This is a genomic window from Ralstonia mojiangensis, from assembly GCF_023955645.1.
In the GTDB taxonomy this organism is placed as follows: Bacteria; Pseudomonadota; Gammaproteobacteria; order Burkholderiales; family Burkholderiaceae; genus Ralstonia; species Ralstonia mojiangensis.
In genome coordinates this window covers 349,499-362,515 of sequence record NZ_JAMXHU010000001.1, presented here as the reverse complement: position 1 = coordinate 362,515, position 13,017 = coordinate 349,499, and the positions used below count along the sequence as shown (strand labels likewise).

Annotated in this window: 7 protein-coding genes; 3 read left to right on the top strand and 4 right to left on the bottom strand. The window is 59.5% G+C overall.

Translation table 11 applies throughout. The annotated features are described in order from the left end of the window. Positions 1-116: 116 nt before the first annotated feature. Together NG898_RS01685 and NG898_RS01680 are read left to right on the top strand one after the other, a co-directional pair. Positions 117-1,811, top strand: coding sequence for a sigma-54-dependent Fis family transcriptional regulator (locus tag NG898_RS01685; protein WP_092972714.1), 1,695 nt, complete (start codon positions 117-119; stop codon positions 1,809-1,811). Next, complete coding sequence (locus NG898_RS01680; protein ID WP_252690824.1) at positions 1,808-2,557, top strand: GntR family transcriptional regulator; 750 nt, start codon at positions 1,808-1,810, stop codon at positions 2,555-2,557. The genes NG898_RS01685 and NG898_RS01680 overlap by 4 nt, the downstream gene beginning before the upstream one ends. A 450-nt stretch (positions 2,558-3,007) precedes the next feature. Here NG898_RS01680 and NG898_RS01675 read toward each other — a convergent pair whose 3' ends face one another. Together NG898_RS01675 and NG898_RS01670 are read right to left on the bottom strand one after the other, a co-directional pair. Next, complete coding sequence (locus tag NG898_RS01675; protein ID WP_252691600.1) at positions 3,008-5,272, bottom strand: nSTAND3 domain-containing NTPase; 2,265 nt, start codon at positions 5,270-5,272, stop codon at positions 3,008-3,010. 24 nt (positions 5,273-5,296) lie between these two features. Beyond that, positions 5,297-7,939: an AAA family ATPase gene (locus tag NG898_RS01670; protein ID WP_252690823.1), complete on the bottom strand. Its 2,643-nt coding sequence runs from the start codon at positions 7,937-7,939 to the stop codon at positions 5,297-5,299. 235 nt (positions 7,940-8,174) lie between these two features. Here NG898_RS01670 and NG898_RS01665 point away from each other — a divergent pair, with 235 nt between their 5' ends. Next, on the top strand, positions 8,175-8,360 hold the full coding sequence (locus NG898_RS01665; protein ID WP_252690822.1) for a hypothetical protein: 186 nt from the start codon (positions 8,175-8,177) through the stop codon (positions 8,358-8,360). A 386-nt stretch (positions 8,361-8,746) separates the two neighbouring features. Here the strand turns inward: NG898_RS01665 and NG898_RS01660 are convergent, their stop codons facing one another. Together NG898_RS01660 and NG898_RS01655 are read right to left on the bottom strand one after the other, a co-directional pair. Beyond that, the gene (locus NG898_RS01660) at positions 8,747-9,046 is read right to left on the bottom strand and encodes a hypothetical protein (protein WP_252690821.1); all 300 of its coding nucleotides are present in this window, start codon (positions 9,044-9,046) and stop codon (positions 8,747-8,749) included. Between the two features lie 1,163 nt (positions 9,047-10,209). Next, positions 10,210-13,011, bottom strand: coding sequence for a toprim domain-containing protein (locus tag NG898_RS01655; protein WP_252690820.1), 2,802 nt, complete (start codon positions 13,009-13,011; stop codon positions 10,210-10,212). Positions 13,012-13,017: the final 6 nt, after the last annotated feature.

Here is a 13,017-nt window from a genome sequence, read left to right as displayed (position 1 = left end):
AAAGCCCTCGCCCCTGCCGGAAACCCCGCTGTTTCCGGTGCTTGCTGTCTCCCTGCTTATCCAGGAGAATATCGAGATTCCGGCCAATTCCGCCCTCACACAGGAGGCCGCTCGCTGTGCAAGCCAAGTTCAATTACCCCTCAGACGCCGACCTGCGGCGCCTGCTGCATTTCGAACCCGAGAGCGGCACCATCTGGCTGGGCGAGCGCCGCATGCTGTTGCTGCACACCGCCGCGCTGAGCGGTTTGCGGCAAGACCTGATCAATTCGGTAGGGCCGGTTCATGCGCGCCGCCTGTTGACCCGCATGGGGTATGCCTCCGGGCGTCGCGATGCCGAATTTGCTCGCAAGACGCGTGGAGCGCTGTCACTCGATGCCGCCTTCATGGTCGGCCCGCAGTTGCACATGCTCGAAGGGGCGGTGCGTGTCACACCGGTCCAGCTCGACTTCGACCCCGCGAGCGGGCGGTTCTTTGGCGAGTTCCGCTGGGACAACTCCTGGGAAGCACACGCCCACCGCCAAGCCTACGGCGTGGTGGACGAACCGGCTTGCTGGATCCAGCTCGGCTATGCCAGCGGCTACACCAGTGCATTCATGGGCCGCCTTATCCTCTTCAAGGAAAGCACCTGTGCCGCATGTGGCGCCGATCACTGTGAGATCGTGGGCAAACCGATTGATGAATGGCCCGACGGGGATGAGCAGCGCCAGTACTTTGAAGACGAGTCATTGCTCGACACGATTGCGGCGCTTAGCGAACAAGTGCAAGCCCTCAAAACCACGATCGAGTCGACACGTGAGCCGCTCGTGGCAGCGGGCATGCTGGTAGGCCGCTCGCCCGCGTTCCAGCGCGCCCACGAACTGCTGAACCGTGCGGCTGCCACCCACGTGACGGTGCTGCTCACAGGCGAGACTGGCGTGGGCAAGGAGCGTTTTGCGCGGGCACTTCACGAAGGCTCGTCCCGAGCAACGGGCCCGTTCGTCGCCGTCAATTGCGCCGCCCTGCCGGCCGATCTGATCGAAGCCGAGCTGTTTGGCGTCGAGCGCGGCGCCTATACCGGTGCCCACGCGGCGCGCACCGGCCGCTTCGAACGGGCGGATGGCGGCACGTTGTTCCTGGATGAAGTGGGCGACTTACCGCTGCCCGCCCAAGCCAAGCTCCTTCGCGTCCTGCAAGAAGGCGAAATCGAGCGGCTTGGCGCCGAAAGCACACGCAAGGTAAACGTGCGTCTCGTGGCAGCCACCAACGTCGATCTCGAAGCCGCGGTAGCTCAGGGGCGCTTTCGTCGCGATTTGCTGTATCGGCTGAACGTCTATCCGATCTGCATCCCGCCGCTGCGCGAACGCATGACCGATATCGAGCCGCTGGCCAATCACCTGTTGGCCCGTTTCACGGCCTTGCACCAGAAGCGCCTCGCTGGTTTTGGGGAACGCGCGATGCAAGCGCTCATGCATCACGACTGGCCCGGCAACGTCCGAGAGCTGGAGAACCTCGTGGAGCGCGGCGTCATCCTCGCACCACAGGGTGAAAGCATCGAGATCGAACACCTTTTTCCCAACCAGCCCTCAGGCATGCAATCGCAGTTGAGTCCCCAAGGTCGCCTGGCACCCGTGCGGCTCGAAAGCGAACAGACCCTGTGCGCGCGCATTCTGGACAGCGGCCTGAGTCTCGAAGCATTGGAAACGCAACTGCTTGACCTAGCGGTCGAACGCGCCAAGGGCAATCTTTCCGGCGCCGCACGCCAGCTGGGCCTCACCCGTCCCCAATTGGCCTATCGCCTCAAGCGGCATCTAGACAGAGGTAGCGAAGAATGAAACGCGCCATACAAGCCGGTGTGTCTGGCGCACAAGCGGCCAGCACAACCACGGTTGCGCATACAGAACCCGAAGTGCCTCGTACCCTATGCGAGCGCGCTTACCTCGATCTGCGGCAGGACATCATTCAGGGCCGTCTCGCTCCGGGCGAGCGCCTGCGCGTTGAACATCTCAAGGATCGATATAACGTGGGGGCCGGTACGCTGCGCGAAGCGTTGGCGCTCCTCGTCTCGGACGCGCTCGTCACGGTGGAGGGCCAGCGCGGCTATCGCGTGACGGGAATTTCGTTGGCCGACCTGCAGGACCTCACCGACACGCGAGTGATGCTGGAGACGGAAGCTGTGCGCTTGTCCATCCGTCACGGCGATGCGCAATGGGAAGCACACCTGCGCGCCACCTTTGACGCCCTGAGCGACGCGGAATCGCTGGGTCCATCGGCCAATCCCGAACACTGGGAACGTGCCAACCGGCAGTTTCATGAAGCACTCATCGCCGCGCACCGTTCACCGTGGAGCAAGTACCTGCTGGACCTGCTCTACCGCCATGGCGAACGTTATCGGCGCGTGGCCATTCGGCGGGGTAGCGCGCAACCCAGCAGCCGCAACGTGCATGAGGAACATACGGCCATATTCGAAGCGGCCATGGCGCGGCAGGAAGCACGTGCGGCATTGGCGGTTGAAGTGCACATCCGACTTACATACGAGTTACTGGCAAAGCTCGGACTGGAGACTGGGACGAGTGAATAAAGGTAGCAAACAGGGGATGTGATGACGTGGTGGGCGATTCGCACAAGGCAAAATTTGGCCTGGACATCCCTTCTGCCAGCGGTCACAGCGCCCATGCCGCCAGGGCCGTTTCGCGTACACACAGGACGCTACAAGTTGCAGGCCGCGCGGCCGCAGTGCCGGATTCTCGCTCGGAAGTGAGATTAAGGAGGGTTTTTCAAGCTCCTCCTTACCCCTCCGAATGGTCTCTACCAAGTGACGCTTGCCATGATGCCGCCTAGTACGACCTGAAAAGAAAAACCCCGGAGATCGTTGATCTACCGGGGTTTCTGGTTCGCCGTGAAATCAGGCGAAACGAGCTTACTCGATCATTCTACGTAAATCACCAGCAAACCTTTGCCACGCTTTGATCGAGGCGTTACACGAATGAAATCGCCCTCACAATCACCCTCACAATCTGCCCGGTGGGGGTCAATCGGCAATATCGTCAAAGATGCTTCTCGTGCCGTGTCTCTCGTCTGAATGCTCCACGGCGCCAAGAACTCTCGGCCCCACCTTCGACTCCGGCGGCTCAGTTTCGGAGATCCACTCGTTCACGCGAGCGATTTCTTTGTCAATGCGCTTGACCACTTGTTCGTCTTTGCGAAACTGCTTCTTGAGGGTGCCGAGCGATTCGAGGACTCCCTGCATGTGTTCATCCGGCGAGTCGGAAGACCTGTGACTGCCCTGCGCATTGATCCGGACATCCTCGAGCTTTGGGAGCAAGTTCACTCTCACCGCTTCGACCAGTTCGTCAAACTCGCTGTCCTCGAACACACTCCGCACCCCGATATCGTCCAACGCATGCAGATCTTGCCCCTCAACAGCGTAAGCGCTCACGGTCTCAACGAACGCCTTGCGCGTCTCCTCAGGAAGAAGGCCGAATTCATGCAAGCGCACGGCAAGATCAACTTCGGGAACGACGCTCAGACTTAGGCCCGGCTTAGCCACGCGCAGCAAGACATCTGGAGATTGCTCAAGATACGCCGCCAGAAAATCCTTCGAGCAGCGCTTGGCGAGAAATCGATAGAGCGTCCACCGAGCGCCCCACGAAGACATCCACTCAACCTTGTACTGGTTGCTGGCTGAAAAATCCCGTAGGCGCCCCATCATCGCCGGAAACAGCGACTTAGGGACAACGACAGCCTTCTCGACGCCAACCTTCCCACATGTGACTTGCGAAAGAAGATTCTCGGTGGAGCTACCGCTGAGAAAGATGCCAAGCAGGTCCGAGCTGAAAGCCAGGGTGGCGGCGTAGGCATCGCCGATCGTTGGATGCTTGAATCGCCATACCGGCTGGTCATCGACTTGCATGAGCGTCACGAGACTGCCATTGAGTGCATCGAGCGCCTGAATGCAGTCTCCCAACGTGCTGCCCAGCCTCTCGATGGCGCTCTGCTCAGAGCCTTGCAACATGATCGGACTTTCAAGATGGTCCTTTCTCATGTAGATCAAGCCCAGCGCCGCTTTGCTGCTCGCGTCCAGACCCTGGATCACTTCGAGAAGAAGCTGTTCCCGCTTTTCTACGAACTCGCCCAAATGGTAGCTGCCAAGGTAGAGATCTTTTGTGAAAAAGGGGTCTGCAATACGTCGTGCGGTCTCCGGAATGAAGCGCGGATGCGCCGCTATGTACTCCAAGTGAGGTCGGATGGTGGCTCGGAATTCAGTGGCCTGCTTGCCCAGCTTGAGGTGGTTGTAAAGAATCTGCTGCTTTTCCAAGTCGGACAGATCATGTACATCGATCACAACTTGGCTCTCGCTGAGCAGAGGAAATGCGCTTTCCTTGAGGTCCTGGCGGGCCTTGTTGTAGATGTAGTCTCTGGAGGTCATGACGATCTTGGCGCCTCTGCGCAACATGGTCTTGACCTGCGCAAGCGAGTGGTTCCAGCCATGCACCAACGGCGATTCGTACTGCGTCACACCGAATGCGTCGTCGATCCAGAAGAACTGCGAAGGTTCGTCAACATTCCACCGCTCCACGACTTTGGCAGGTTCGGCCAATTTGAGAACCGATGACTTCCATTTGTCGGCGGCCGCCATCGCTAGCATTGAAGCGATCGTCGTCTTGCCTGCAGCAGGCTCACCAATCAGCAAGACGAACCCATGCTTGTCGAGCGCATTGACGGCCTTGCGGTAGGACTCCGTGATGACGACCTTGGCCAACTCATCACGTAACGATTCAAGAACGGCGCGAGCCTGAGCGTAGGCCCGCTGGTCCAAAATCTGGCTCAGATCGCCGAGACCATAGACGCGAGGCACGAGCATCCGCAGCCGCGCGTTCTCTCTGATCTGGTCCTCAATCCAAGTGGCCCCGCAAATCAGCACGTCCCGCACTCCGGCGTCGTTCAGCGCAGCTTTGATCTGAGCCTCCTGCTTTGCGGACACACCGGCGTTCGTCATCAGGATGTAGACATCACAAAGTCCACTGGAAACGAGCTTGCGAACTTTGGGAATTTCATCCGCGATGCCGGACTTCGTCAGCAAACTTCCCGCTTTGCTGGAGAACTTGCATTGGATGACGAAGTTGCCGCTGAAGTGCTGTCCTGGTGACGGGGTCCAGCTTCCCGCGAAAGCACCATCGCGCCCCGCATCATTCGAATCCAAGAATGACTGCACCGTCTGCCCAAGAATCTCCCGGGCGATGGTCAGACAAAGCTGCTGGAAGCTGTTCCACCCCAATCGGTGTAGGTCATACATGTTCAAGCGTTTTCCAAAAGCGACTCAATTGAAGACAGTTGTGGCAGTTGGCCTCGTCTTTTCCCATTCCGTGCGGGCCTTTTTGTAATCCGACTTGATCGCATCGAAATTGACCAGTTCGCTCTTAACAAAATCGACTGTGAGCGGCACCTCATGAAAATCCTCCGAATGGGAATGCGCATCGATGTAGCGCGATAGCGCGACCATCCGATCATGAATGCGGGCCGCAATCGCTTCGTCGAAGTACACCTGATTCACCGTGTAGGGAATGTTCTCGCGCCAACGCCGCACCACGTTGTGGAACAGCCTCCTCTGGATGAAATCCTCATAGGCAGTTCGCAGACTGCCACAGGCCTTTTCCAAGGCATCCCGCTGCGGGTCGCCTGTCAAGGTCCGCGCCGACTCGTAGTGCCCCTTGGCCCGATCATGCGCAGCCCCCTCATAGTGTTCGTGTGGAAAAGCCAGCCGGTCGATGGCCCCCGGCAAATTGGCATCATCGCGCCATACTGTGCGTCCGGCGAATGCCACCCCCTTCTCTTGGGCAGCGGTCGCGAGGTAGTTTGTAAACAGGATGTCGTGCGTGAAGACGATGACCTGCCTCTTATTGGCTTCAGCCACCAGGCGCTGCGCGATCGCTTCCTTGCGAACATGATCCATCGACGTTACTGGATCGTCGAAGATTACGCCGGCACAAGCGCCATTGAGTTCCACCTCCGTCAGAAAGTCGGCCAGCGCAGCGGCCGTCTGCTCTCCCTCGCTGAGCACTTGCGAAGGATCGACCCCGGTCATCCCGGCGTTTGCAATTTCAATTTTTCGATCCGTGGTCCCTGCCTCGCCGGCAAACCTGAATTGCACCGGCAGTGTCAGCCGAAGCGCGGCGCAGTTCTCGTTGAATCGGGCGATGAAGCCCTGTGCAACGAGTTCCTTGGCCAAGGCCTTCTGCTTGCTTGTAACATCGCGCTGGATGGCGGGCAGGCTGCGAAGGCATGCATTCGCTTTTGCCACCCATTTCAGATCTTCGACCGCTTCCGCCATGGCAACATACTGACCGGCCAGCCACTGTCGGTCCTTAAGCAGTTGCATTTCCAGAAGCAGCGCGTCGATCAACACCTGAGGATCGCTCTGCCGGAGCCTTACGTTGTCTTGATCCAGTCGATCTGCGATCGCGGACAGGCGGTCCGACACAGCGTCACATGCGAGCAGCGACAGTGCCGGAGGCGTCTCTGCCGCCACCGCATCGGCCAGCACACCTACAACTGTCCGAAAGCCCTCCACGTGGCTAACGATGTCCGCCGCCAGTGCTGCATCGAGTTCTTCCACGGTGCGTCGCGCGGCGCTTTCCTCGCGAAAAAATGACAGTCCTACGTTACCAAGCGCCTGGCTGAGCGATTTCAGCGTGCGTCTAGTATTAGCAAGTTGAGCTTCTACATCGCTAGTAGCCGTCTGGTAGAACTTGGTCAGGCGATCCGCGCTGGCGGCATCTAGGGTCTGTTGGCATAGCACGCAGCGCGCACCGTCCATCTGAGGAGGAAATGGGGCGCCTGGATACGCTTCCTCACCATAAATGATCGCAGCGCCCAGCAGATCCAGCCATGCACGGGTTCCGACAGGTTGAACCGGCTCTCCGCCAAAACGGGCGGCTGAAAGGGCCGCACCTTGCTCCACAAGCACCGTTATCTTCGACGCCGCTTCAGCAATGCCTTGCACAAGCGACGGTTGCACCGATTGCGTCAGGGCACCGATGGACGCATGAACGGCCTTCAGGTCGGCAATGCGCTGTTCGTTCCTCTTGACGATCTCTTTCGGGTCCGTAGTCCGCAACTCGACCAATTTTTGTTCGATCGCGAAGAGCTGGGCAGCTTCGGCTTCACTATACACAGCGAGCTCGTTCAGCCGAGCAAGATCGGTCTTTGCACTGAGAGCAGAGAGTGCTATCGCGACTTCAGATGTGCTGTCCTGGATGACGTACTTGTCGGCGGCGGGCGTGCGCCGCGTGATCTGGTCTCGGAGTTTAGTCTGCACCTCGGTGAATGCCGCCACCATGCGCGGGAAGACATCGAACAGATACGGCATGACCTGGAAAGTGTTACGGCCGTCCAGATGCACACGTACACAGCTCGAGTCGAAGACCGCGAAGCCATCTCGCATTCGTTGGCAGGGTTCCTGATGAATGAAGTCCACCGTGGAACCGTCGTCGAAGGAGAACTTCGCAGTTGGCTTTGGCTGCTTGCTCTTCACAACCTTCACGTCGCCCAGGATTCCGATATCCTTTGATCGCGTAAAGCATGCGGATTTCAGCACCCTCGCATAGCCGGATTTTCCCGCCCCGTTGGGTCCGTAGATCACCGTGAGCTTGGGGCCGAAGCTTAGCGTTTCACCGGTCGTCAGCGCGTTGACACCAGAGACGCCAGTCATCCTCGTCAGGGTACTCGCCACTGCAGGAGCACCGAGCTTGAACTGAGGGAGTGCGAGGTCCCAAGCAACACGAGCGGCGTCGGGACCAGCCAGGTTCTGGTCAATCAAGTACTCAGAAAAGACCTCATCGAGCACGGCGTCCGACAGTTCGACTTCCTCCACCAATTTGCTCAGCAGAAAATGCTGCCAAGTAGGAAGTGTCTTGCCCCAAGCAGACAGGGCGTCAAAGATGTTGAACACCGGCTGAGTCATGAGGCTTCACCCTCCAGTTCAAGACACGCAGCTATGTGCAGATAAATCTGCCTGAAGACGTCCTGCTGCTCCGGGCCGCAGGGCTGCGCTCGGGGACTATCGGGCGCCCAAAACCCACGAGTTCCGGACCACACAGGCAAAAAAAACTGTGGCACCGTGGCACACCCGCTCACATTGCCCGCAAAGCCTTACGCTACAACGAATTTGCCGCCCACGGAATGCCACGAAATGGGGTGTGGCACACCTCCAATTCCGTGGCCTAAAAAATAGGCAATCCCTCGAAACCGTGGCACGCCCGTTCCTCTCTTTTTCTCCGCCTTCTTTCTCTTTCTCTTTGATTTTTAAAGGAAAAAAGAAAGAAGTAGGGACGGCAGGCAAAAATGGCCATGTGGCGGATTGGACCGAAACCGTGGCATCTTGAGGCAAAACCGTGGCACCCCTTTCTTTATAAATCAATGGGTTAGGCGGAGAACTACACGGTGCCACGGGTTTTGTCAGTTTGCGTGTATCCCGATGGAAGACCAAAGCACCAGCCAACGGCGCATGGTCGCCCGTGAAGCGATCGGGCATAGCGCTCCGCCCTCATGGGGCTGCTCGTTGGAGCTTTGTCGAATCGGCCGACGCCGTATCTGCGCTCAGTGACATTGGGCCGCTGCAGAAGCGCATGCGGGAGGTGAACGGGTGGGGAGGTGGTGGTGCGCTTTTGTCGATGGGTGCGGCATGGACGGACTGGTGTCGGCTGCCGGTGCGCAAAGGATCAGGGGCGGTCGACCGGCAGAAGTGCGGGTCGACCGCAGCACAACTCTCCTACTTCACTACGGTGAGACCAGACCACGCCGACGATGAATACTCGGCCACAAACACTTCTGGCGCCGTCGTGCGGGGAACGGTGAGCTTCACAATCGGAGCCACGCGATCGCGTACCGATTCTGCGTTGGCGGGCGTGGATGGCTTGTAGACGTACGTGGCGTCTGGCAATTGGTACCATCGACCATCGCCAGACATGACCCTACGAAGACAGCCAATGGCTTCCAGCGCTTCGTGCAGCCGTTGATAGTCCTGCTCACGACCATCATGAATGGTCACTCGAACAACAAACTTGGGCATAACAGTGCTCCTTGCCGCGCGTTGCGGCAAAAATCAGACAGTCGCCCTTCCAAAGCCGGTGATTTGCGAAAAATCTTTCGGATTAGGAGAGGTCGCACCTAAAATGGAGCTCTGAAGATCAGTCGCACTAAAAAGCGAGCGCATATACGCGACACGCGAAAAAGCGCGACCAGCGCCAGCTAGCTGGCGCCGGAATCTTCAGCGCAGTGCCTGAGGCCTGAGTAGCGCATCCATTGGCGTGGTTGCGGCGCTGCTCGGGCCTTTCCTTTTTGTTGGCGCACCAGCAACGGCACGTTTGCCGGTGGCCCTCTCAAAGTCTTTTCATAGTTCCTCTACCTGACACGCTCTGGCATAAGAGTGACAACGGGTAATTAGCGCTCATTCTAGAGCGGCCCAACAAAAGTTTGCAATGAGGCGAGTGATAGTTTGGCGAGGTTGTCGCCGGCTCGTTTGATACATGTTATCCATTCAATCTGCCGCAAACCGCTCGGCCATGCGGTTTCTAGGTTGATGTGTTACTCATTTGATAACTTCTTTAAGCGGAATTTTTTTTGCACCCTGTTGTTCCGCCGACACGGACGGTGCTGAGGAGGCAACCAAACCGTTTGCTGGTGACGTTTTGTGGGTGATGCAAAGTGTGCAAGTTGATCAAAAAAAATACTTCTTTTTTTATCAATCTCGATGCACATCCCAATTTTTGGCTGGCGCTAGAATTTTTATGATTGATGCGAAAAGTTCAGTATGAATATTTTCCGCCGAGCAATTTCACAGCGCGGAAAACGAGCGTTCAGATTGATGCGCACGGAATTGATTGCCCTTTTGAGAGGGGGCTTAAGCGTGAGTCAGAATAGGTCGCCGTTGGATGGCGCCTTTGAAGGCTTTGAACTTGTCGCTCCGCGAGGCGCCGACGCCGGAGTGCAGTCCATCAATTCCGCCGGGTAGAGCGCCAGAAGCTGCATGCTACCCCGTGCCTCCTTAAAGGCTACGTGTGGGCGGGATTCAGGTTTGACATTGGGCGTAGCTCCGCAGCGCTATTGTGACGTCCGCTCTTGGTCGAACGCAGCCCGTCTCTCGCCCCTAGATATCCTGTGGGGGATGGCGACAAGTCCGGAAGAAAACAAGCCCGCACAAGGCGGGCTCCGTTGGATAGCTGCGGCCAGGCGCTACGGCGGTATGCCGTGGTCCGATGGCGCCGGCGACGCGTACAGCCCGAGCTTCTCCATCTTGGCCAGACTCAACGCAGTCATGTGCCCGTGCCGGCGGTTGAAGATGCGCTTCTCCACATCGTCCATCTGTTTGCCGTTGTGCACGGCGACCACGCCAGACTGCAGCAGTTGCTGCTTGAACACCCGCGCCGTCTTGATCGGCAGCCCATCAAACTTGGGCCGCAGGTGCGGCGCCGTTGAGAGGTGGTCCATCACGTGGCTTGGCCGCAGGAACAGCGCCATTTCTCGGCCGCTGTCGGTCTGAATCGTGTCCCAGCAATGCGGATACTGGTAGCGGCCGGCGTCGAGCTCCGACAACAAGATTTCCATGATCCACACCCACGGCTGGCGTGAGCCGTTGGTCTCGGCGATGTGCGCGTTCATCTCGGCCAGCGCATCGTCCACAAACGCGCCTTGGTCGACGTCGATCTCTGCGAACTCCGCCAGAAGCGCCCAAGCGGTCATGATGGCAGCGTAGTTCTCCATCATGCGGCGCGCGGTGGCGTCGCTGGCTTCTGCGCGGCTGCGCTTTTTGCACACGTCCAGGAACGCAGCGTGCAGATCGCGGATGCGCGCCGGATCAATCTGCGCGATGAACTGCAGCCATTCCCACACGGGAAATTGCGGCAGGGTATGCGGGATGATGTCGCCCTGCTTGGCGACAGACAGCGACGTGCGGCAGATTTTCGACTGCAGGCTTTCCACGTCGACCTCTTCGCCGGCGAGCAGCACCGGCGCGCACATAAGGTACGGCGTGAGTGCGGCACCGACGCGCGTGAACTCGAAACGATAGGTGGACTGCAGCAAGCCGTCGATATCGGACAGCACCATCTTGGGCAGCTTCGAGAATTCATCCCACCCCACCGGGTGCGATGTCCAGGAGACGGACGCGCGGCGGCGGTGGTCGGTCTTGAGCATCTGGCCCGACAACACCTGAAAAGCGAGCGTGGTTTGCAGGCTCTCCAGGAGCTTCGATTTGCCCGAGCCTTTCTCAGCCTGCATCTGCAGATGCGGGTAGAAGCCGAGCACCGTTTTCAGGTGCGCGCCAAGCCCCCACACAAGCGCGATAGCGGCTGCGTTGTTGTGGAAAGTGGATTGATAGGCCGCGATGACGGCGCGGGCGTTCTGCCGGCTGCCGCGCGGGAATGCCATGTTGTGATACAGGCACTGCTTGTGCGGCTCCAGGAAATAGCAGTCGCTGCCCTCCATTGCGGCGAGCTCGCCGTCGCGCCATGCCACGCCGACGAAGTTCACCACGTCGCGGGCACCGAGCTCGGCAGCGCGCTCCAGAACGTTGACCATGCGTGCGAACTGCGCCGGCATCCAGATATGGCCGAACTTGCCGCGCCACCATTCCAGGTTGTAGAGCCGGTCGTTGCTGGCCACTTCGCGCTGCAACGCCGCACCGAAGCGCGGCACTTGGGCGCTGATGCCGAACACGGTTTCGGGCTGCGTGTCGGGTGTGCCGTTGATGGTGGCCAGATGGCTTTGGATACGCAGGCGTGAAATGCCCGCGACGCGGAACGAGCACAAGTCTGCGAGCTCTTCTGTGGGGCTCGTCCCTCCGTCGTCGTCCTCGGGTTCTTTGTACTTCCCCACGTAGTGCGTGAAATCCTCTTTGACGCGGAAGCGCCAGTACACGCTGAAATCGTGCAGCGGCAGGAAGATGCGACGCGTTCCCTTCATGCGCTCGCCGCCGCCTGGCATACCGGGAATAAGCCACGGCTCCAACGCACCCATGCGCGCAGTGAGCTCGCTCGCCCCATATGCCTTGAGCACGTCGTTGATATCCTCGCCCTCTTCCCAATCCTGCATGTCAACCAGCATCGACCCGATGCCGGCAGCGGTCAGCACTTCCGACAGCTTCCATGCCGCAGCCAGGCCGGGGCGCTGACCTGTGCGCTCATTCACCGCGTCGGTATGGTCGAGCGCGATCACTACGCGCTTGTCACGCAGAAACGACCAGTCGATCTTATCCACGTTGGCGGTACCGCGAATGGCAAAGGCTGCACAGCCTTCCGGCAAGTGGCAGCACTCCACCGATAGCGCGTTGATGGGGCTCTCGACGATGTACACGGTGCGTGCCCGCTGCAGGCGGCGCCAATCGCTTGTCCAGCCGTGGCCGAGCTTTTCGCCCTGGCACTGCGTCTTGACGTTGCCGTTGAGCGTGGCGTCGACATAACGCAGGTCTACGGCGACAACGGCAGCGGATGCCGCCGCACGCACGATGAACGCAGCAGCCGGCCCACCATGGCCGGGCTCGCCAGCGGGCACCTTGTTGCTGTTCCAGGTGTTCCAGCCGAGTGCGCCGGTCTGGATGGCGCGGCGGCTGACGGCCTCATCAATGCCGCGGCTGGCCAGGTAGGCGACAGCGGGCTCAGGGTTCGCCCTGCACCGCTCGGCGATGTATTCCTCTGTGCTCTTGCGGGCTGGCAGGCTGCTTTGCGCGGGCGCAGGTGCGGGGATGCCGTACCACTCGCCGAGCAGCTTTGCCGCTTCAAGCGGCGTCTCCACTTCGGGCCGGCAGTGCAGCACCAAGTCGATGCAGGAGCCGCCAACGTCTTGCGACCAATCCTTCCAGGCGCGGCCCTTTTCAAAGATCGACAGCGACGGGCTGCTGTCTGCGTGGTGCGGGCTGTGATAGTTGCCGTTGGCGGCAGTGCGGCGCAGGTCCAGGCGCTCTGCCAGGTCGTGCAGGTCGATGCCACCTTTGAGCTGGTCGAACCAGTCACGCATGGCCGGATTGTGTTGCGTCTGCATGGCGCC

Excerpts from the sequence above, each read along its gene's own strand:
- NG898_RS01680 (WP_252690824.1), top strand. The coding sequence starts at position 1,808 with ATGAAACGCGCCATACAAGCCGGTGTGTCTGGCGCACAAGCGGCCAGC.
- NG898_RS01675 (WP_252691600.1), bottom strand. The coding sequence starts at position 5,272 with ATGTATGACCTACACCGATTGGGGTGGAACAGCTTCCAGCAGCTTTGT.
- NG898_RS01670 (WP_252690823.1), bottom strand. The coding sequence starts at position 7,939 with ATGACTCAGCCGGTGTTCAACATCTTTGACGCCCTGTCTGCTTGGGGC.
- NG898_RS01660 (WP_252690821.1), bottom strand. The coding sequence starts at position 9,046 with ATGCCCAAGTTTGTTGTTCGAGTGACCATTCATGATGGTCGTGAGCAG.
- NG898_RS01655 (WP_252690820.1), bottom strand. The coding sequence starts at position 13,011 with ATGCAGACGCAACACAATCCGGCCATGCGTGACTGGTTCGACCAGCTC.